Here is a 22003-nt window from a genome sequence, read left to right on the forward strand (position 1 = left end):
CTTACCGGTTAGGAAGACACGAAAGACCTGAGAAGAGCGACAACCCTTTGTTCATCAAGGGCGTGCTCTTTACTCTTTTGTCTTTATTCTCTTGTCTTCGGTATTCGTTTCACATGCATTCAGACACACTTATTCAAAGCTGACGGGAAATGGTCAGCCCGGAAATCAAACGTACACGATGTGAAACGACCGTTCAGGCGGAAGCTGCGGAGGGGTGAGGGCCACGTAGAGAGCAAACTGGTTGATAAAACCGCCGACCCTCTGTTCAGGAAACCAGTTGGTTGGGGGATAAATCCAGGAAAGCAGATCCTGGCAGAAAATCGGTTGTAAAAAGGGGGAGGCTTCGTTCGATTCTTCTTCCTGCTGTTGTGCGTCTTTTTCGAGCGCTTCCAGCGACGCCAGTTGTCGGTTCAGGCGGGTTTCTTCTTTGTCCCACCAGCACTCGTAAAATACACTGTCGCCGACCACCGTCGTTGCGATCAGGTCATACATCTGCCCCTGGTATTCAAATTCGTGGTCGTGTTCCCAGCGCAGGTTGGTTTTGATTTCGGAAACCGCCAGTTTCAGTGTCACCCGCTGCGATTCCGTACGGCCCTCTTCCAGACGGTTTTCCACGTCTTTCCTGACCCGGTATTTTTGGGATTGCAGGAGCGTATAGGTTCCCCAGAAAGGCAAACCCAGCGTCATCAGGAGCAGTATGAGTATCGACGTCCTCAATCCGGCAAATGGGTAAAGGTTATGGCAAGCGGAACACGGGTTGGTTTCAAAAAAACAGGAACCAGCTAACCGGAACTTTCGTCCTGATTAGCTGGTAGTGGGCAGGGTTAGTTAGTCAATTTACAAACTCTTGATAGTCTTCGTCTTCAGAATCGACTCCAGTTCGCCCAGGTGCTGATTCAGTTCTGCCGACAGTTCTTCGTACACTTTATACGAGCCGTCGGTCGGTTTGGCATCCCCGGTTTCAACGCTCCGCCACAACGACGCCAGGCGGTTGTTGAGCTTGATCGGGAAGTTCAGCGGATCCTGACCACTCTGGTTGCGGATCTGATACAGGTTTTCTTCCACGATGCTCAGTTGCTCGATGATCTTTTTGTTGGCCGGGCTGTTGGTTTTGCCCAGTTTTTCTTTCAAATCCCGAATCTGAACCACCGCGTCGTTCGCCTTGCTGGTTTGGTCACGGAGTTTAATCGCCAGTTGGAACTGTTCCTGAACATCAGCATCGCTTACACCCTTCAAACGCGGATCGAGCTTGATTTCAAACGGTTGCGTGAGGGTTTTGCCAGCAGTCGTGAGCCGGATCTGGTATTTTCCCGAAGGAGCCAGCGGTCCCATCGTGGGCCGCGCACTCCAGACAATCATGCCTTTGAACTCGGTGGCTCCCGGATAGCGCATGTCCCACTCGAAGCGGTTCAGGCCGGCATTTTTCGTCGGCGGTTTTACGCGTGGAGCGCGTGGATTGTCCTCTTCCATCTCAGCCGCCGGTGCTTTCTCTCCCGCTGCCGGTGCATCGACGCTTTCGAAACTGCGAACCAGATTGCCTTTCGAATCCAGAATTTCAATTTTCACTTTGTCGGACGGTTTCGCCAGGTAGTACTGGAAAACCGCATTCTGAACCCGACGGACGGCACTATACGGTTTGAAAAAATGCACGTCGGCTTTGGCGACTTCGGGCGAAAATTCCCGAATCGGAGCCACATCGTCCAGCACATACATCGAACGACCGTGGGTACCGATCACCAGATCTTTTTCGGTTACGATCAGATCGGAGATTTGGGTGTCGGGCAAACCCAGTTGCATCGGCTGCCAGTTGTCGCCGTCATTGAACGACACATAAACACCGTGTTCCGTACCGGCATACAACAAACCGGGCTTCGTCATGTCTTCCCGAACCGTGTGGGCGTAATGCCCGGCACCAATGCCGGTCACGATTTTTTTCCAGGTTTTTCCGTAGTCATCCGTTTTCCAGAGATACGGGGCGCGGTCGTCCATCTGATACCGCTTGGCGGCAATGTAAGCCGTTCCGGGCTTGTGCCGCGACGCGTCGATGATGCTGATCCGGGTGTGTTTCGGCAAATCTTTCGGCGTAATGTTCTGCCAGGTTTTGCCGTGATCGCGGGTGATGTGTACCAGCCCGTCGTCGGAACCGGCCCAGATCGTGTTGACATCGTGGAACGAAGGCGCGAGCGCAAAAACCGTCGCGTAGATTTCCGGGCCGTTCATGTCCATCGTAATGACCCCGCCACTTTTTCCGAGGGAGGCCGTATCGGCCAGCGTCAGGTCCGGGCTGATTTTCTGCCACGATTGCCCCTCGTTGGTCGACATCCAGACGTGCTGTGAACAAACATACAAGCGGTTCGGATCGACCGGCGAGAACACGATGGGATACGTCCACTGCCAGCGTTCGGGCAACGCACTGGAGGGTTCGCCGGAGAAAAACCGGGGATACACCTGCACATCCCGCACCTGACCGGTGGCCCGGTTGTAGCGCGTCAACAACGCCCCCTGGCTACCGGCGTAGAAAATGTCCGGGTTTTTCGGGTCCTGGGCAATGTAGCCGCTCTCTCCTCCCCCAACGTCGTAATACCGTTCCGATTTCTTGAGTGAATTGGACCGGGCCTGCATGTGGTTCCAGCCTTCGCTGGCCACTGCCACGGTTGAGTTATCCTGCTGGGCACCGGCCACATGGTACGGAAAATCATTGGTCACCGTGATGTGGTACAACTGCGCCGTCGGGAAGTTTTCGTCCGTCCAGGTTTTGCCGCCGTTAACCGAAACCGTTCCCCCGCCGTCGTTGGACGAGACCATCCGCATCGGGTCGGCCGGGTCGATCCACAGGTCGTGGTTGTCACCGTGGGGCACCGTAATCGTTTTGTCGAATTTCACCCCGCCGTCCGACGATTTGAAGAAACCGACATTGAGGCAGTATACGCCATCTTTGTCTTTCGGATCGGCGTAGATGCGCGAGTAGTAGAACGCCCGCTGACGCAGTTTCCGCTCGGAGTTGACGTATTTCCAGGTCATCCCGGCATCGTCAGACCGGTATACACCGCCGTCGTTGGCTTCCACAATGGCCCAGACGCGGTTGGGATCGACCGGCGAAACCGTCACGCCAATTTTGCCGACCGGCCCTTTGGGCATCCCCGGTTTGTTGGTCAGTTCGGTCCAGGTGTCGCCCCCGTCCGTCGATTTGAACAAACCGCAGGCACCACCGCCCCCCCACATTTTGTAGGGCGTGCGATACACCTGCCAGATCGACGCGTAGATCACTTTCGGATTCGTGGGGTCGATGATGAGGTCGGCCGCACCAGCTTTGTCACCTTTGTACAGAACTTTTTTCCAGGTCGTACCGCCGTCGGTAGTCCGGAAAACACCCCGCTCTTCGTTCGGGCCGTACGGATGGCCCAGAGCCGCTACGTAAACCGTATTCGGGTCGGTGGGATGCACGCGAACCCGGGCAATGGCCTGCGTATTTTTCAGACCGATGTTCTTCCAGGTTTTGCCCGCGTCGGTGGTTTTGTAAACGCCATCACCCTGCATGATGTTGCCCCGAAACTGGGTTTCGCCGGTTCCGATGTAGACCACATCCGGGTTGGTTTCCGAAACGGCCACCGCCCCCACTGAAGAACTTTGCAGTTGACCATCGGTAACGGGTGCCCAGGTATTCCCGCCATCGACGGTTTTCCATAAGCCACCACCAACCGCGCCAAAATAGTATTCCTGTTTGCGCGAGGAACTCCCCGAAGACCCCAGGGAGCGACCGCCCCGGTTGGGACCAATGTTGCGCCAGGTCATTCCTTTAAAATGCAGGGAGTCGGTCGCCAACACCGGCGAAGACGACTGAGCCGCGGCCGGCTCGGTCAGCAGAAGCCCCCCTAAAGCCGTCAGAATGAGACAGTGGTGTAATTTCATAGACTGTTTTTTCAAAAAAAGTATGTAGGGTTAATTTAACGCTTCATCAGGAGATCCGGATGGGTTATTTATTGATCGTCCAATTCCGGGTCGATTCTCTAGCGGTAGCCTTCGTTCTGATCCAGATTCTTGTTGGAATCGATGTCCGCCAGGGGAATCGGGAAAACCTGCCGTCCCGCGTTCGTCAGCGTAATCGGCGGACCATTTTTCCGGGCAACAGCCACCAGTTTGGTCATGGCCTGGTTGGTCCGGACCAGATCGAAGAAGCGGTGGCCTTCAAACGCCAGCTCAATTTTCCGTTCCTGCCAGATGGCCTGCAAGGTCGGCTGCAAACCGGTGACCGTCGAAGCGGCCAGTCCGGCCCGCGTTCTGATCCGGTTCAGATCGGCCAACGCACCGGTCAGGTTTCCGGTTTGGGCCAAGGCTTCCGCCCGGTTCAGATACACCTCGGCAATCCGCAAAATATGAACGTTATCGATGTTACCGGCTTTCTGGTATTTCGTCGAGTAATAGACACCGACCACATTGTCACGGGCCGTCATTTTTCCCCGCACATCGCTTGGATTGGCAATCAGTTCGGCGTAGAATCCTTCGTGAATGGCAATGTCGCCCCGGCCACCCATACTGGACGGAAAATACCAGTTGCGAAGACCGCTCTGGTCGGTGGAACCAAAGGCTAGTTCAAAAATGGATTCGGTAGAAAAAGCCCCCGAGAAAATCGATTCGTAAGAACCCAGCAAGGCATATTTACTGTCGTTGATGACCAGGTTGGCATACTCGATCACTTTCTGGGGCTGGTTGGTATACAGATACAGGCGGGAAAGCAGCGCCCGGGCGGTTCCCTTCACGGCCTGCGAACGGGTGGTCGTGATGTTCGCGTGCGTTTCCGGCAATAGCTCAAGTGACTTCAGAAGATCGCTTTCCACCTGCGCATAGGACTCCACCAGCGTAGACCGGCTCGGAAACAACGAATCGTCGACCTGTTTGGAAGGCTTCAGCACCAGCGGAATGCCCATCGTCCCTACTACACCCGGCACGCCCCCGTATGAACGGGTCAGGTCAAAAAACGTCAGGCCCCGGATAAAATACGCCTGCCCCAGAATGGCGTTCTTGGTGGCATCCGGAATGTCCGTCAGGGTCGGAACGGCTTCGATCAGCGTGTTCGCGATGTTGACCGCGCGGTAGGCCCGGGTCCACATGGCGGCATTTTCCCGGTTGGCCGGTGCCGTCACGTAGGTGTCCATTTCCCGGTAAAAATCCCAGGTTCCCACGCTTTGTGAAATATCGGCTGCGACATCGCCCATCAGGATGAAGTTTCGCCCGTAATAGTTTCCGTCCTGGAGCTGGTTATACATCCCGGCCATGGCCGCCGTGGCACCTTTCAGGTTGGTAACAGCAACGCTTTCCGACACCTCGGCCTGCGGTTCCTGATCCAGCACATCACAGGCCGTCAATACACTGCACAAAGCAGTGGTCAGAAGAATATGATTCAGTCTTTTCATGGCGTCAATTTTAAATGGGTACATCCTGTCAGTAGCGGTTGAGAACGGTTAAAAACTTACGTTGATACCAGCCATATACACCCGTGGTTGCGGCATCGTGTAGAACTCGATGCCCTGCGTAAGGTTGGTGGCCGCCGTTCCGGTCAGTTCCGGGTCCAAACCGGTGTACTTCGTGAACGTCAGGACATTCTGGCCGGACACGTAAACCCGCGCACTCGACAGCTTAATTTTGCTCAACAGCGTAGCTGGCAGGCTGTAACCGATCGACAGGTTTTTCAGACGCATGTACGAACCATCTTCCAGAAAGCGCGAAGGGCGCAGATTGCCCGAATAGTTTTCCGCCGTCATTTTCGGGATCATCGTTTCATCACCCGGTTTTTGCCAGCGATCCAGTTGGCTCGTCATGAAGTTGGTATTCCGCGTACCGCCGTGTTCCTGGAAAAAGCGGTTCCAGTGCAACTGCATGTTTCCATAAGAATACTGGAAGAAGAACATCAGGTCGAAGCCTTTGTAAGACAGCGTGTTGGTAATCCCGCCGAAGAAATCCGGGTTGGCGTTGCCCACGATCTTGCGATCGACGTTGGCGTCAAACTTGCCATCACCATTCACATCCGTAAAAATGGGCGCTCCCGTTTCCCGGTTGACGCCGGTTTGCTCGTGGAAATAGAACGAATACATGGAGTAACCCTCTTCGTAGCGGTAAATATCCCGGTTGTAGACGGTGAACGGCGCGGCCAGCTTGGTCAGGCGGTTTCTGTTGGTGGCAATGTTAAAGTTCACATTCCAGTCGAGCTTGTCTGCTCCACCGCGCAGGACGTCGGCATTGATACCCAGTTCGACCCCACTGTTCTGCACCGAACCGTAGTTCTGCACCAGCGTATTGAAACCGGAGGTCCGGGGCACCGGAACAGCCAGCAACAGATCCCGCGTGTTCTTGACGTAATAGTCGGCGGTAATTTTCAGGCGGTTTTTCAGCAAACCCAGATCAAGCCCAACGTTGGTTTGCTCCGTGGTTTCCCATTTCAGGTTGGGATTGGCCAACTGGACGGGTGCCGTTCCCGGCAAGTTCACATACGCCGAAGAACCGGACACATCGCCCAGGTCGTTCAGGTTGCCACCCCAAAGGCCCAGGGACTGAAAATTCGTAATCCCGCTCTGGTTCCCCGTAAAACCGTAGCTGGCCCGGAGTTTCAGCACGTTGATTGCCGACACCGATTTCATGAACGACTCCTCGGAGAGCAGCCAGCCCACGGCCACCGACGGGAATGTTCCCCAGCGGTTGGCCACCCCAAACCGGGAAGAACCATCGCGCCGGACGTTCACCGTTGCCAGGTATTTGTTTTTGTAGTCGTATACAAACCGGCCAAACACCGAAGCGATTCCCCAACTGGAACCTTCCGACGTACCGGTTTGAACAGCCGCCGAGATGATTTTGCGGAAGTCGTTGCTGGGAAACTGTTGGCCCGTAGCCGACGTCCGGCTGAAAACCGACTCCTGAACCGACGTTCCCACCAACGCATTGATCGAGTGATTGCCGAAACTCCGCTGGAACGTCAACACGTTCTCCTGCACCCAGTTATCATCCCGCGTGTTGACCGAACGGGCCGAGCCGTTGACCGCAGCACCGTTGTTCAGAAACGTGTCGTCGTAGAGATCTTCCTGGATGTTGCTGTAATCCAGGCTGAAGCTGGACCGCAGACTCAAACCCGGTATAATGTCGTATTGGGCGTATACATTAGCCAGAAACCGGTTGGTCGACATCGTGATGTCGTTGTGTTCAACAGCCGCCAGCGGGCTTTCGAAAGTTCCGAATTTGGTATACGAACCATTGGCCTGGTAAAAAGGCAGGTTAGGCGGCAGAAAGAAGGAGCCTTCCAGCGCACCGGAAATGTTGTCGTCGTTCCGAACCCGGTTCCGGAAGTTCCGGGAGAACAGGACGCTGGTTCCGACTTTCACTTTGTTGATGGGCGTAAAGTCGAGGTTGACCCGGCCGCTCGTCCGTTTGAAATCGGAGCCTTTGATGACGGCTTCCTGAAAGAAGTTGTTGACCGAAACCAGGTACTGGATTTTGTCGGTACCGCCCGTAATCGACAGGTCATGGTTGCGCAGGAGTCCGTTCTGGAAAACCGGCTCTCGCCAGTCGGTGTTGATGGTTCCGGCCGGATTGGCATACGGGGCCGCCTGGCCGTTGTTGACCGAAGCTTCGTTGATCAGCGTTTCGAAGGTCGTTCCGTCGACCACGGCGGGTTTGCGCCACAGGTTCTGCGTACCGATGTAGGTACCGAAGCTGATCTTTGCTTTCTTATTGGCTCCGCGTTTGGTAGTAATCAGCACGACACCATTGGCCGCCCGCGCCCCGTAAATCGCGGTGGCAGAGGCATCTTTCAGAATTTCCATGGAGGCAATGTCGGCCGGGTTGATGTCGGCGATGGGGTTGGTGGTGCTTCCGCCCAGGCCAATTGCCGAAAGGCTCCCCGACTGAATCGGAATACCGTCGACGACGTACAGCGGATCGCTGGAGCCGTTGATGGAGGTCGTTCCCCGCACCCGCACCATCATGCCGCCCCCGGGCGTACCGGAGTTGGCGCTCACCTGCACCCCGGCGGCCCGTCCCTGGAGGAGTTGGTCGCTGCTCGGAGCCGGAATGTTTTCGATGGCTTTACCGCTTACCGACGCGATGGAACCCGTGATGGTTTTCTGGGCCTGTGTTCCATAGCCGGTCACAATCACTTCCGTTAAAATCTTGGTATCGGTCACCAAGACCACGTCGATTTTCGACTGGTTTCCGATGACCACTTCTTTATTCTGGAATCCAATGGAAGAAAAAACCAACGTTCCGCCTTTGGTACTGATGCTGAGCTGATAGGCACCATTGGCATCGGTGGTCGTGCCGATCGAAGTGCCTTTCAGCACTACATTCACGCCCGGTATGCCGGTATTTTCTTCCTGGCTGTTCACGATCCCTTTCAGGATGCGGTCCTGCGCATGCAGAAGATGGGCGGAAAAAATAAGAATAAGAACAGTAGCAATTTGCTTCATTTGATGAGTTGATTTTGGGTTACACAAACTCCGGTGGAGATGGGCAACGGACGTAGCAGCCTTCCCGGATCTACTAGTCCGGTGATTGGGGTCGATTCATTTCCGTTTGCAAACAGGTTACGCTCTGGCCGGACACACGTAGCACAAAGCCAGCGTACCGGGCGGGCAGATCGGACGCCGTAGACGAGTCGGTATTCGTGTATTTGAAAAACCAGCCCCTGTTAATGTACAGGCCTGGCAGCGGTATGTAAGAAAGTAGTAGCCATGATAACTCGTGGTTAGAAATGGGAAACTCCGTCTGAATTGGTTCCAAACGGCTACTTTTCTTGCTTGACTGGAAGGGAATAAACAGAGCTGGCGAATGAAGCAAACCCTGAGAATGTACTTGGAGAGCTACGAAGAATATTCTTTGGCAAATTTAGGAAAAAGCCAATTTTAATACAAAGAAAAAGATCAATAATATTTTCTTTTATTTCAACTTGCAACAGTGTTTTTTATTGTTAAAACAAAATTTAGCTTATTATTTTCTCCACCCATTGTCAAATAGACGGAATATATTGTACATCGAAACAATTGGATTGGTGAGCAGATATATTGGTTTTTCCCTGAATATCCAAAACAAAGCAAACCGAATTTTGCACTATTCTTTTATATTGTTTTTTCTATCTGCGAAAATCATTACTTGCCAAAATTAAAATACTATTAAACTTGACATCGGTTGGATTGCTTCTAATATTTGGGAGGAGTTTACGAAATATTTACAAGGCTTACCACCCGCTACCCGCTTCCAGCCGCACTCGAAGCCTGTAGCGAAAACCAGCAGTTGAAATAACAACTGTATCGGGTTGTCATTGACAATCCAGATCATCATCATTGCGTACTGTAACAGGTTTTTACTGCCTGAACGGATTTTGTGTGCATTGCCACTCTGGAAGGGGAGTTGCAGGAAAGCACAGAAAAACGGTTTGGGGTCTGTAGCAAAAAACCTGAAGATCTTGCTTGATTGGTATACCGGCCCGACTGTCTCCGACCGACGCGTTATGTGCGGCCTGACCCGGCGTGTTCGGAGCAGTCGTTGCCCGGTGTTTTACCAGAAAAAACTTCCCACAGATGTCGTGCTCCCGGGCCTATGCCCGACTTGTACGGCCCTGCACAACTCTTATCTTTCGTTCATGAAAAATCATTTATCAGCATCTTTTTTGGGCAATCGGGCCTCAGCCGCCGTTGCTTGGGTCGTGCTGGGTCTGCTCCTGAGCCCCGACCTGGCCGTGGCCCAGCGAAAAGCCAAAACCGCTTCCCCCTCCACCGCCGTTTCTACAATTTCGGAAAGCCTTTTCAACGGCTTGCGGTGGCGTAACATCGGGCCGTTCCGGGGTGGGCGCTCCCTGGCAGCCGCCGGTCACGTCGACCAACCCCTGACGTACTACTTTGGAACTACCGGCGGTGGCGTTTGGAAAACCGTCGATGGCGGGGCCAACTGGCTTTCAATTTCCGACAGCACATTCAAATCCAGTTCGGTTGGTGCGATTGTCGTAGCACCCTCTGATCCGAATATCATCTACGTCGGTATGGGCGAATCCGACATTCGCAGCAACATTTCGTACGGCGACGGTGTCTACAAATCGACCGATGCCGGCAAGACCTGGAAACACATGGGCCTGAAGATGGCCGACGCGATTGGCAACATCGAAGTCCATCCCCAAAACCCGGACATTGCTTACGTGGCAGCTCTGGGCAATCCGTTTGCGCCGAACAAGGAACGCGGTGTTTTCCGTACCACCGACGGCGGCAAATCGTGGAAACACATTCTGGCCAAAAACGACAGCACGGGAGCTGCCGTGGTGGAACTTGACCCCAACAATCCGTCGATCGTTTATGCGTCGATGTGGCAGGCCTACCGAAATAGCTACATGATGAGCAGCGGTGGACCGGGTTGCGGCCTGTACAAATCAACCGACGGGGGTGACACCTGGATCAGCCTGCACGACAAACCGGGTATGCCCAAAGGCCTGCTCGGAAAAATCGGTATCACGGTTTCGCCGGTTAACTCCAACCGCCTGTATGCGATGGTCGAAAATGCCAAAGGCGGTTTGTACCGTTCCGACGATGCGGGCATGACCTGGCAACTGATCAACGAAGACAAAAACCTGTGGCAACGTCCGTGGTATTACATGATGCTGGCAGCCGACCCGCAGAACGAAAACGGCCTGATCATCCTGAACGTGAATGCCTTAAAGTCGTATGATGGCGGTAAAACCTTCTCCCGGATTCCGGTTCACCACGGCGATACACACGACATCTGGTGGAATCCGAAGAACCCCCAAAACTTCATCATTGCCGACGACGGCGGGGCCGAAGTGACCTATAACGGCGGGGCAACGTTCTCCGACATCGACATTCCGACGGCGCAGTTTTACCACGTTTCGCTCGATAACGACTTTCCGTATAACCTCTACGGTGCGCAGCAAGACAACTCGGCGATCCGGATTGCCAGCCGCACGACGGATTTCTCAATCGGGGCTGGTGCCTGGTATCAGGTGGCCGGTGGCGAGTCGGGCTACATTACGTCCGACCCCAACAATCCCGAAGTGACATTTGGGGGAAGCTACGACGGTTTGATCACCCGCTACGACAAGGCGACCGATCAAAACCAGCGCATCAACGTCTACCCGGATTACAGCATGGGAGCGCCTTCTGCCGACCGGAAATACCGGTTTCAGTGGACGTTCCCGATTGTCTTTTCTCCACACGACCCCAAAGCCCTGTATGTGACCTCGCAGCACGTTCACCGCAGCTACGATTACGGTCATACGTGGGAAGACCTTAGCCCGGATTTGACGCGCAATGACCCGAAAACGCAGGGCGATACGGGCGGGCCGATCACGAAAGACAATACCGGTGCCGAGACGTTCCCGACGGTTTTCACCTTTGCCGAATCGCCCATCGAGAAAAACGTGTTCTGGGCGGGTTCCGACGACGGTTTGATGCACATCAGCCGCGACGGTGCCAAAAGCTGGCAGAAAATTACCCCGCCCACTTCGCAACTGCCGGAATGGGCCATCATGAGCATGATTCACCCGTCTGAGCACACGACCGGAAAAGCGTATCTGGCGGCCAAACGCTACATGTCGGGCGACCGCAAACCGTATCTGTTCAAAACAACGGATTACGGAAAAACCTGGACATTGATCACGGCAGGCATTCCGGCGGACGAATATTGCCATGTGGTTCGGGAAGATCCCAACAAAGCTGGTCTGTTGTATGCCGGTACCGAACGTGGTGTGTATGTATCGTTCAACGATGGAACTTCCTGGCAGAAGCTGAATCTGAACCTGCCCATCACGCCCATCCGCGACCTCCAGATTCACAAACGGGAGAAAGACCTGGTGGTGGCCACGCACGGCCGGTCGTTCTGGATCATGGACGACATTACGCCCCTGCACGAGATCGCCGATCAGCAAGCCAAGGGAACGTTGGCTGGCAAATCGGTGCATTTATTCAAACCGCGTCCGGCTTACCGGATGGACGGCGGCACCGAAAACCTGCGCAGCGGCCCCTCGCTGGACGAAGGCGAAAACGCGCCCAACGGTGTTCTGGTGCGGTATTACCTGAAAAACAAACCAGCCAAAGAACTGAAATTGCTCTTCATGACCACGGCAGGCGACACGATCATTACGTATTCCAATACCAAAGACAAAAAGGGAACACCGCTAAAAATCGCGAAGGAATTTTACGACGATGCGACAGCCAAAAGACCGGGAACGGCTCCGGCGCTTTCGGGCATGAACGCTTTTGTCTGGGACATGCGGTATCCGGATGTAACCCCGGTTGATGGCATCAACGTGATGTGGACCGGCCGCGGAACGGGTGCCAAAGTGGTTCCGGGGCAATACAAAGTCCGGCTTTTGCTGGGAGATTCGCTGGTGGCCGAACAACCGTTCGAAATCCTGAAAGATCCCCGCCTGAAACTGACGGATGCGGATTACAAAGCGCAGTTTGATCTGTTGTCGAAGATCAACAACAAGTTGTCGGAAACGCACAAGGGCGTCAACCAGATTCGGCAGATCCGGAATCAGGTGAACGGGTATATGAAGGACGTGAAAGACCCGGCAGTGGCGGCAAAATTCAAGAAAGTGACGCAGCCGATGCTCGAAACGCTGGACAAACTAGAGTCGGAGCTGATGCAACCCAAATCAAAAGCGCAACAGGATGCGCTGGCCTATCCCATCCGCCTGAATGACAAACTGGCGGGGGTTAGTTCGGTCGTTTCGTCGGCCGATACCAAGCCGACCAAAGCGTCCTACACGGTTTACGAAGCCCTGGAAAAACAGGTCGACGGTTCGCTGACAAAACTGAAAGATATTATCAATCAGCAGGTTCCGGAGTTCAACCGACTGGTAACCGAGCAACGCATCCCGGCCATTACGCCCTAACGGTTTGTGAGAGGTGAGAAGAAAGACGTGAGAGCAAAGACCAGTTCTTCTCTCTTTCACGACTTTCTTCTTTTTCTCTACTTGTTTTCAAGGCGGTTTCTTCAGAAAACAAGCCCATTTCCCCTCTCTTGTGGTCGCATAGCGACCAAATATGTGTAGACCAGGTCTCACCGAAACCTATTTTGAGAGGTCGCATAGCGACCAGATGTTTATAGCACACATTTCACCGCAGCATCCTTTTTGTCAGATCGCAACGCGACCAAAAAAATCAAAATCAACCTGCTTTCTACAAACATTCGGTCGCTAAGCGACCCGTATAGCATCTGGAATGTCCCGATTCTAACCGAAATCTGTTCGCCGGAAATTATTTATTTTATTGGATTTCTTCTTCAGGCATTTCCTGGCGAAAACCGCCTGAACGAATTGAAAAACCCATTACCGGGTTCCCTCTGTCCCGTTTTCAATAAAACCGTTCGCTTCCACCAGGAACGCATTACCGAATGGTTTTCCTATCCTGTTTCCCGCTCGATTAACACCTCTTTGCCGGCATTTTACCCCGCTATGCTGGTTCCTGCCAGATACGTCTAGAAAAAATTTCTGCCAGTAGAGTCGACGGAAAGCAGATTCCGATTAAATTCCTACCAATACGAATTTATACAGTAATATTTATTGAGTTTTATCCAATGCATAAGTTAAAATCGTTTATTATTTAGATTTGTAAAGGAAATTATCAAAAGCACATTTGCCTCTTTTTACGCACGAACGACTTCATCAACAACCCTTTTTCAGCTTTCTGAGACCACACGTACATGAAGCGAGACACTATTTTACTGATCGGAGCCAACGGACAAATCGGTACGGCTCTGCTCCCCTGCCTACAGGATCGTTTCGGAGTCGACTCCGTGGTGGCGTCGGATTTACGAATGCCGACCCTGCCGCAGGGGCCGTTTGAAATCCTGGATGCCACGCAACCGGACGAGCTGGCCCGAATTGTCCGGAAATATAACGTTACCCAGATTTACCACCTGGCCGCCGTTCTCTCGGCCAAAGGCGAATCCGACCCGATCAATGCCTGGAATCTGAACATGCAAACCCTGCTGAACGTCTTTGAAGTAGGCCGGACCTATAAACTCGATAAAGTGTTCGTTCCCAGTTCCATTGCGGCTTTCGGCGATCATTCTCCCAAATACGAAACACCGCAAACCGCCTACATGGACCCGTCGACGGTGTACGGAATCAGCAAAGTGGCCGCCGAAAACTGGTCGATGTATTACCACAAACGATACGGGTTGGACATTCGCTCGCTGCGCTACCCCGGCGTCATCAGCTACCAGTCCATGCCCGGCGGAGGAACCACGGATTATGCCGTCGACATTTACCACAAAGCCGTTCAACACCTGCCGTTTGAGTGTTTTCTGTCGGAAAACACCCGCTTGCCCATGATCTACATGGACGATGCCATTCGGGCGACGATGGAACTGATGGAAGCGCCCGAAGATCGGGTTCAGGTGCGGACCTCGTATAACCTGACCGGCATGAGTTTTACGCCCGCCGAACTGACAGCGTCCATTCAAACGTATTTTCCGGATTTTTTGACCCGTTATAAACCGGATTTCCGGCAGGAAATTGCCGATTCGTGGCCCAAAACCATCGATGATTCGGCGGCCCGGCACGACTGGGGTTGGCAACCGCACTACGATCTGCCCGCCATGACCCGCGAAATGATTACCCAACTTACCCTAATTTACGATCCACAATCCCAACTGAAATAACATGACTCCTTACGAAACTACCCGCGCATCCTTTCAGCAGGAACTGGACAGCATCAAAGAAGCCGGTCTCTACAAATCCGAGCGGATCATTGTCTCCCCGCAGTCGGCCATTATTGCCGTGAAAGACGGACAGAAAGTACTGAACTTCTGTGCCAATAATTACCTGGGACTTTCCTCCCACCCCGATGTCATCGAAGCGGCTCACCAGGCGCTTGAGAGCCACGGTTTCGGCATGTCATCGGTGCGGTTTATCTGTGGTACGCAGGACATTCACAAGGAACTGGAGCAAAAAACCGCCGAGTTCGTCGGAGCGGAAGACTGCATTTTATACGCGGCTGCCTTCGACGCCAACGGGGGCGTGTTCGAACCCTTGCTGAACGAAGAAGATGCCATCATTTCGGACGAACTCAATCACGCGTCGATCATCGACGGCATCCGGCTGTGCAAGGCCAAACGGTTCCGGTATAAACACAATGACATAGCCGATCTGGAGGCTCAGCTACAGGCCGCTTCCTCGTCACGCCGTAAATTGATTGTTACCGACGGCGCCTTTTCGATGGACGGAACCATCGCCCAACTGGATAAAATCTGTGATTTGGCTGACCAATACGGTGCCATGACGATGATCGACGAATGCCACGCCAGCGGTTTTCTGGGCCGAACGGGGCGCGGCACCGCCGAATACCGCAACGTTCTGGGGCGAATCGACATCATCACCGGCACCTACGGAAAAGCACTCGGCGGGGCTTCCGGCGGTTTTACGGCGGCCCGGAAAGAAATCGTTGAACTGCTCCGCCAACGGTCGCGGCCGTACCTGTTTTCCAACACGCTGGCACCATCGATTGTCGGCGCATCGCTGAAAGTGCTGGAGTTGCTGAATGCGTCGACGCACCTGCGGGACAAACTGGAAACCAACACCCGGTATTTCCGGGAAGCGATGACGGCCGCCGGTTTCGACATCATCCCCGGCGAACACCCGATTGTGCCGATCATGCTCTACGACGCACCGCTGGCGCAGGAATTTGCCGCCCGGTTGCTGAAAGAAGGCATCTACGTCATCGGTTTCTTCTACCCGGTTGTTCCCAAGGGCAAAGCCCGGATTCGGGTGCAGATTTCGGCGGGTCATGAGCCGGAGCACCTGGAAAAAGCGGTGGCTGCCTTCACCAAAATTGGTCAGGAACTGGGCGTGATTCCCGCCTGATCGAATTCATTCCCCTACCATACAGCCTGGGGCCGGTCGGAACACACCGGGTAGGGGGATTTGTGTTCATGTCATTGCGTTGCGTTTCGGCCGAAAGAATACAACCCACTGTAAATCAATGACAAAAGAAAGCAAAACCGTAATCCAGGCCATTGCGCTGGGATTGGTCAGTAACCTGTTCCTCTCCGTTGGGCTGATTGTCAACAGTCTGATGGCTTTTTCCGGTTCACACTGGGCCTGGACGGCATCGCTCCGGTATTGGCTGCTGCTTCCTTTTCTGTTGATCATCGTTGCCGGGAACCGTCAGTTAAAACCGCTGCTGGTCGTCCTGAAACAGATGCCCGGCACGTTTCTGATCTGGGGCAACGTCGGCTTCGGAATTTTCTACGCCTTCCTGACGTTTGCCTCGCTTTTCGCACCCGGCTGGCTCGTAGCCGCCGGTTTTGAAATCACCATTCTGGCGGGCCTGCTGCTGGCGCCATTCATTTATTCAGATCACCGGGCCATCATTCCCCGGAAGGCCCTGCTGCTTTCGGCCCTGCTCGTGGTCAGCATTGCGGTGATGCAGCTTGAGAAAATGCAATCGTTCCACCTGGGCGATTCAACGCTGATCAGCCTGGGGTTAACGCTGGTGGCCGCCTTCTTGTGGCCGCTCGGCAACCGCAAACTGATGCTTGATCTGGAACACCGAAATATTCACCTGAGTGCCTGGCAACGCGTTCTGGGTATGTGTCTGGGGAGCCTGCCGGTTTTGATTCTCCTGGCAGTTTACGGTTTTTATGAATCCGGTCCTCCGGCCAAAGTGCAGGTGTTTTCGTCCTTGATGGCGGCTCTTTTTTCAGGGGTTCTGGGAAGCGTTTTATTCTTCAAAGCCATTCAACTGGTTCGGAAAAACCCCACGGCCCTGGCCACGGTCGAAGCGACGCAGGTTACCACCATCTTCTTTACACTGCTCGGTGAGATCATTTTCAAAGGCGTCGGCTGGCCCGGTTTTTACGGCAATCTCGGTTTTCTCATCATGCTGTTCGGACTGAGTTACTACGTCTTTCTGTCGGTCCAAAGTAACAAATCCAAAAAAATCCTGCAACCGGATCACGTTCACTAACGTTTCCGAACGGTTTTTGCCTACCCCGCCCACCGACAGCGCGGGGTAGGGTCGTTTCTTTTGTTGTCAGCTATTGCCAAATGTCACCGATTATTCGTTCGGACTCCCCTGTTGTTAACTCATATTCCTACCCGGCGCTTTTCCTGCCTAGTTTTACGCCATCGTTACGTTCTCCACACCATTTACTTTTGAACACCATGAAGAAATCTACGTTTATTCACCTCGTTCTGGGGTGCTGGCTCAGCTTTGTCAGTACATTTCCCGTTCAGGCTCAGGCGCCCCTTTCCCTCAAAACATTTCCCGGCGGTATTACCGAAATCATTCAGTACAATGGCGCCCTTTATTTCAACGCCAACGATGGCATCAACGGTGCCGAACTCTGGAAAAGTGACGGAACAGCCGCAGGAACCATGTTGCTGAAAGACATCAATCCCGGCGCGGCCAGTTCGTCACCCGTGCGCATGATCGTGGTCAACAACACCCTGTTTTTTGCGGCCAATAACGGCACCAACGGCCAGGAACTTTGGAAAAGCAACGGAACGGCCGCCGGAACCGTGCTGGTGAAAGACATTCGAAGCGGTGGCTACGAGTCGAATCCCGCCTGGATGACCGATGTCAACGGCACGCTGTTTTTTCGGGCCAACAACGGCACCCATGGCAGTGAAATCTGGAAAACCGACGGCACCGAAGCCGGAACGGTGTTGGTCAAAGACATCAACTACGGAACCGCCGATGGCGATCCGCAGTACCTGACCAACGTCAACGGCACGCTCTTTTTCAAGGCCAACAACGGCACCAGCGGTTCCGAACTCTGGAAGAGCGACGGAACCTCTTTTGGTACAGTACTGGTGAAAGATATCTATGCCGGTGCCAATGGATCCAACATTGCTTACCCGGCTAACATCAACGGCACCCTGTATTTTGCAGCATGGACTTCGGCGACGGGCAGCGAACTCTGGAAAAGCGACGGGACGGCCGCCGGAACGGTGTTGGTCAAAGACATCTATCCCGGTTCTTCTCCTTCGGAAGTCTCCTTTCTGACCAACCTCAACGGTGTCGCTTATTTTAAAGCCTATGAACCGAATGCCGGAATCGAACTCTGGAAAAGCAACGGTTCGGCCCCCGGAACCACGCTGCTGAAAGACATTCTTCCCGGCGCACCGGGCGAAGCCAACGGCGTACCCGGTTTTCTGACGGTGGTCAACAACCAGATTTTCTTTACCGCCAATACGCTGGGCAAAGGTCGGGAACTCTGGAAAACCGACGGCACGACGGCCGGAACCGCCCTGGTGAAAGACATCAACCCCGGCCAGGAAGCATCGGACGCGACCAGTTTCGCCGAGATGGGCGGTGTGCTGTATATGAGTGCCAAAACCACCACGACCGGTTTTGAACTCTGGAAAAGCGATGGCACTGAAGCCGGGACGTTCCCGATTGCCGACATCAATCCGGGTGTGGCCGATTCATCACCGTATGAATTAACGCCCCTCAATGGTGTGCTGTATTTTGCCGCCACGGGTTCAAACGGCACCAAGCAATTGTTCCGTCTGAATCCCTGCGTCAGTCCGCCCGCGCCGAACCTGGCTTCCGGTGGTCAAAACAAGGTAACTGTTACCCAAAATGACCCGGCGGTAGTCCTCACGGCGTCCAACTGCTCGGGACAATTGAACTGGAGCGGGCCAAACAATGCGACCGGCACAGGCAACATCACCGTTCCGACCTCGGCGACCGGCACGTTCGTTTATACCGCCCACTGCGTCGTCAGCGGCTGCATCAGCCCGGCGTCCAGTGCCACAGTCATCGTTCAGCCCGCCGTCAACAACCCCGGTCCCGGGCCGGTGGTAACGGGTAATTTCGAAGGGTATCTCGACAAGGTAGAGTGCGGCACGATGCGTGGCTGGGTTTGGGATAAAAACCTGCCAAACACCGTCATGAAAGTCGAATTCTTTGCGAACGGCAATTCCATTGGCACCATCGACGCCAACATTTTCCGGCAGGACCTGAAGGATTCGGGCAAAGGCAACGGGGTTCACGCCTACAGTTTCCCGACCCCGGCAAGTCTGAAAAACGGCCTGACGTACGTCATCAGCGCCAAGGTCTTCAACAGCAATTATGTACTGAAGTGGGCACCCAAAAACCTGACCTGCCCGAACGGAAGCCGCATCGCTACCGAATCGGCCGAAACGCCAAAACCGCTCGACGTGGTCGTACTCGGCAATCCGATCCAGGGTGACCAGCTTTCGTTCGACGTCCGGGGGGCGGAAGGCGAACCCTTACGGTTGCTGTTAACCGACCTGCAAGGCCGGGTGCTGGCCGAAAAAGAGGTCGTTCGGGCTTCCGAAGTGGAACACCAACGGTTTTCCGTACACCATGCCGCACCGAGTATCTTGCTGCTTCGGGTTGCCAGCTCCCGCCAAGCCCAAACCGTTAAAATACTGAAGAGTAAGCAATAACGGCTGGTACCGATCCGTCATAAAAAACAAGCCTGAAAGGCTTGACGCTGGATAACCCCGGGTGCAACCCGGGGCACTGGACTACCGGGCCAAGGCGAAACTAAAGATGGCAAAATCGAATGGTTAGCTTCTTCAGTGAGCCGACTGCAACGCTTCCAGTGCCCCGGCCAGATACACCAGCGGAGCATTCCAGTTGATCGCAATTTCGTTGGACGCGTACGAGCAGGACGCATCGATGAACAGCTCATCCGCCGACGTGACCGTATAGCCTTCGCATTTATCCTGTTTGGGTGCATTGCCGTTGGGACCGCCCGACAACAGGCCCGGAACCGGGGCTTCAATGCCATCGGCAACCGAGGGCCGGTGGTGCGGATTCATCACCGGCTTATCGCCAAAACCGGTGACGAAGCAATAGCCGGTCGCATTGCGGCCCAGCAGATAATCGAAGTTGGTCAGGGCGTTGCGCAGGTATTTTTTGTCGTTCGTCAAGCGATACGCCTGAACCAGCGCAATGCCCTGATTGGCCGCGACCGCGCTGCTGCCCCAGATGTAATCCCGCGCCGACTTGCCCATCACGGTTTGATAAGCCTGTTGGTCAACGCCCCGGATCAGTTCATCGGCAAAACCGGCCAGCCGCTTTTTGAGTTGCGGAAGGTCTTTCTGACCCAGTGGCGTCAGGCTTTTTTCGAACCGGGCCAGGGTGTAATAGCCCAGCAGCCGAACCTGCGCCCAGGAGGGCAAGGGCATTTTATCGTCCGGAAACAGGTTGACCGCCGTATAATAGGCATCGTTCTTCGTGGTTACGTACAATTCTGCGGCTGCCCATATCCACTCGTCGCTGGCGTCGCGGTCGCCGTATTCGCCGGTGACCACATCCGGGTCGAACGCTTCATTCATCGCATTCTGACGGTAATACTGATCGGGGTTTTTCTTTGCCCAATTCCACGCCCGAACGGCAGCCGTCACGCAGGAGTCCGACAATCCCGGCAGTTCACGGCTCAACGGTTTGAAAATCCGCCCGGCCTGCGCCATCACAGCCGCAAAGTCGAGAGCCGCCGTGATGCTTTTCTGAACGACATACCGTTCCCTGGTGGCTTTGTCGGGCATCACCATACCGTCGAACCGGGCGTTGGTCAGTTTGTGATAAACCCCGCCATCGGCCGGGTCCTGCATGGTGAGCATCCAGCGCAGGTTCCAGAGCGACTCGTCCAGCAGGTCCGGTATCTTGTTCTCGCTTTCGGGAATAGCGGTTTTGAAGGTCTGGCAAAACTGCGGAAAGTCTTCATAGAGGGCCAACAGCGTGCCGGTGGTAATGCCCGAATTGACAATGTATTTGTTGTAATCTCCGGCGTCGTACCACCCGCCCGGCGACGACAGAACCGTACCCGCCGGACGCCCTTCCGAAACCGCCGAAGGATGCACCAGCACCTGCGCATCTTCCCGGACATGGCCCGCCGGACGACTCCACTGCCCGGCGTAACGGGCGGGCAAATTCGTCGAAACCCGTTGATAATAAAAGCCTTTCAGCGAACCGACGGCGACGGCGCGGTGAACATTGGGTTTGATATCGAAGGGATAGGAATGCCCCAGACCGGGAATCAGGACGACAAACGTGCCGGTGGTTTTCAGCGCGGAGAAATCCGCCGTCCGGGCGGTTTTGCCCGAAATCGCATTCTGGCGGGCTTCGCTCAGTGTGCCTTTAAAAACCGTTTTCTTCAAATCCGGCGTGGTGATCCGGAATTCACCCGAGGCATCGCCAACGACCACAGCGACTTTGGCGGCAGTGGGGTAAAAGCCGATCTGATTCAGGCGAATGTTGGTGGAAAGCGGCTGTGTTTGGGCAAAACCGGCGTCCAGCACCAGTAGAAAAGACAGCAAAACAGAAAATTGGGCAGGTTTGGGAAATCGCATGGACGTAGATTTTAGTCAAATCTACAACGATTCTAGGCGTTTACGGTTTCTTCAGAGTCGAATTTGCATGAAAATCAGGCTGCGAATCCTGTTGTATCTACTCTTTAAACCGCCCCTACATACTCTTTCAAATGACACCGGAGCGTTCGGAGCGATTGCATGATGTGGTATTCGACAGTTCGTTCCGGAATACAAAGCTGAAGTGAAATTTCACGAACGGAGTGATTTTCCATTCGATTTAACCGGAAGATCTGCCGGGTTTTATCGGGCAGATGCGCAATGCCCAGCTCCAAAGCCTTGGTCAGATCGTCGTAGGCCAGTAAATTTTCGGTATGGCAATCGTAGTCGGACAGGCTGGCAATCTTGATATTTTCGTATTTCTGCCGAATCAACACGGCTTTAATCTGATTCAGTATTTTATATTTGACCGCTCCGAATAAATAATTCTTCAGATCATCGATCTGAATGGTTTGCCGCCGTTCCCACAAATCCACAAAAAGATCCTGAACCAGCTCTTCTGCATTCTCCTGCGAGTACAATTTTTTCCGGGCTACGGCAAAAAGCGGATGCCAATACTTGCGGTAAATCGCCTGAAAAGCCTCTTCGTCCCCAGTTTGGAAGAGTTTTACCAAAACGGCATCACATAAAACCGAGTAGTCCATAGAAGATAGCGATAGT

At 54.0% G+C, this 22003-nt stretch carries 11 protein-coding genes; 5 read left to right on the plus strand and 6 right to left on the minus strand.

Annotated elements, in window-relative coordinates; all coding sequences use genetic code 11:
• Positions 1–165: 165 nt before the first annotated feature.
• The 4 genes from ACS5NO_RS21820 to ACS5NO_RS21835 form a co-directional block, all read right to left on the minus strand.
• Positions 166–717 carry a hypothetical protein gene (locus ACS5NO_RS21820; protein ID WP_439417101.1) on the minus strand — a complete coding sequence of 184 codons (552 nt, stop codon included), beginning with the start codon at positions 715–717 and terminating at the stop codon, positions 166–168.
• A gap of 120 nt (positions 718–837) precedes the next feature.
• Positions 838–3909 carry a WD40/YVTN/BNR-like repeat-containing protein gene (locus ACS5NO_RS21825; RefSeq protein ID WP_439417102.1) on the minus strand — a complete coding sequence of 1024 codons (3072 nt, stop codon included), beginning with the start codon at positions 3907–3909 and terminating at the stop codon, positions 838–840.
• A gap of 98 nt (positions 3910–4007) precedes the next feature.
• Positions 4008–5411, minus strand: coding sequence for a RagB/SusD family nutrient uptake outer membrane protein (locus tag ACS5NO_RS21830; RefSeq protein ID WP_439417103.1), 1404 nt, complete (start codon positions 5409–5411; stop codon positions 4008–4010).
• A gap of 48 nt (positions 5412–5459) precedes the next feature.
• Positions 5460–8450 carry a SusC/RagA family TonB-linked outer membrane protein gene (locus tag ACS5NO_RS21835; RefSeq protein ID WP_439417104.1) on the minus strand — a complete coding sequence of 997 codons (2991 nt, stop codon included), beginning with the start codon at positions 8448–8450 and terminating at the stop codon, positions 5460–5462.
• A gap of 1172 nt (positions 8451–9622) precedes the next feature.
• Here ACS5NO_RS21835 and ACS5NO_RS21840 point away from each other — a divergent pair.
• From ACS5NO_RS21840 to ACS5NO_RS21860, 5 genes are all read left to right on the plus strand, one after another.
• Positions 9623–12883, plus strand: coding sequence for a WD40/YVTN/BNR-like repeat-containing protein (locus tag ACS5NO_RS21840; RefSeq protein WP_439417105.1), 3261 nt, complete (start codon positions 9623–9625; stop codon positions 12881–12883).
• Positions 12884–13692: 809 nt separating this feature from the next.
• Complete coding sequence (locus ACS5NO_RS21845) at positions 13693–14655, plus strand: NAD-dependent epimerase/dehydratase family protein (protein ID WP_439417106.1); 963 nt, start codon at positions 13693–13695, stop codon at positions 14653–14655.
• A 1-nt stretch (position 14656) separates the two neighbouring features.
• Entirely contained in the window at positions 14657–15856 is a 1200-nt protein-coding gene (gene kbl / locus ACS5NO_RS21850) for a glycine C-acetyltransferase (RefSeq protein WP_439417107.1), read from the plus strand.
• 118 nt (positions 15857–15974) lie between these two features.
• Positions 15975–16961, plus strand: a complete 987-nt coding sequence (locus tag ACS5NO_RS21855) for a DMT family transporter (protein ID WP_439417108.1) — start codon at positions 15975–15977, stop codon at positions 16959–16961.
• A 197-nt stretch (positions 16962–17158) separates the two neighbouring features.
• Positions 17159–19414, plus strand: coding sequence for an ELWxxDGT repeat protein (locus tag ACS5NO_RS21860; RefSeq protein ID WP_439417109.1), 2256 nt, complete (start codon positions 17159–17161; stop codon positions 19412–19414).
• A 132-nt stretch (positions 19415–19546) separates the two neighbouring features.
• Here ACS5NO_RS21860 and ACS5NO_RS21865 read toward each other — a convergent pair whose 3' ends face one another.
• Positions 19547–21325 carry a glycoside hydrolase family 9 protein gene (locus tag ACS5NO_RS21865; protein WP_439417110.1) on the minus strand — a complete coding sequence of 593 codons (1779 nt, stop codon included), beginning with the start codon at positions 21323–21325 and terminating at the stop codon, positions 19547–19549.
• A 104-nt stretch (positions 21326–21429) separates the two neighbouring features.
• Positions 21430–21987 carry an RNA polymerase sigma-70 factor gene (locus tag ACS5NO_RS21870; RefSeq protein WP_439417111.1) on the minus strand — a complete coding sequence of 186 codons (558 nt, stop codon included), beginning with the start codon at positions 21985–21987 and terminating at the stop codon, positions 21430–21432.
• Positions 21988–22003: the final 16 nt, after the last annotated feature.

Source organism: Larkinella fluvii (assembly GCF_051857545.1).
Lineage (GTDB): Bacteria > Bacteroidota > Bacteroidia > Cytophagales > Spirosomataceae > Larkinella.

What these genes read in the sequence shown, in the direction of transcription:
- ACS5NO_RS21825 (WP_439417102.1), bottom strand. Translation starts at nt 3,909, where the DNA reads ATGAAATTACACCACTGTCTCATTCTGACGGCTTTAGGGGGGCTTCTG.
- ACS5NO_RS21830 (WP_439417103.1), bottom strand. Translation starts at nt 5,411, where the DNA reads ATGAAAAGACTGAATCATATTCTTCTGACCACTGCTTTGTGCAGTGTA.
- ACS5NO_RS21835 (WP_439417104.1), bottom strand. Translation starts at nt 8,450, where the DNA reads ATGAAGCAAATTGCTACTGTTCTTATTCTTATTTTTTCCGCCCATCTT.
- ACS5NO_RS21840 (WP_439417105.1), top strand. Translation starts at nt 9,623, where the DNA reads ATGAAAAATCATTTATCAGCATCTTTTTTGGGCAATCGGGCCTCAGCC.
- ACS5NO_RS21845 (WP_439417106.1), top strand. Translation starts at nt 13,693, where the DNA reads ATGAAGCGAGACACTATTTTACTGATCGGAGCCAACGGACAAATCGGT.
- kbl (WP_439417107.1), top strand. Translation starts at nt 14,657, where the DNA reads ATGACTCCTTACGAAACTACCCGCGCATCCTTTCAGCAGGAACTGGAC.
- ACS5NO_RS21855 (WP_439417108.1), top strand. Translation starts at nt 15,975, where the DNA reads ATGACAAAAGAAAGCAAAACCGTAATCCAGGCCATTGCGCTGGGATTG.
- ACS5NO_RS21860 (WP_439417109.1), top strand. Translation starts at nt 17,159, where the DNA reads ATGAAGAAATCTACGTTTATTCACCTCGTTCTGGGGTGCTGGCTCAGC.
- ACS5NO_RS21865 (WP_439417110.1), bottom strand. Translation starts at nt 21,325, where the DNA reads ATGCGATTTCCCAAACCTGCCCAATTTTCTGTTTTGCTGTCTTTTCTA.
- ACS5NO_RS21870 (WP_439417111.1), bottom strand. Translation starts at nt 21,987, where the DNA reads ATGGACTACTCGGTTTTATGTGATGCCGTTTTGGTAAAACTCTTCCAA.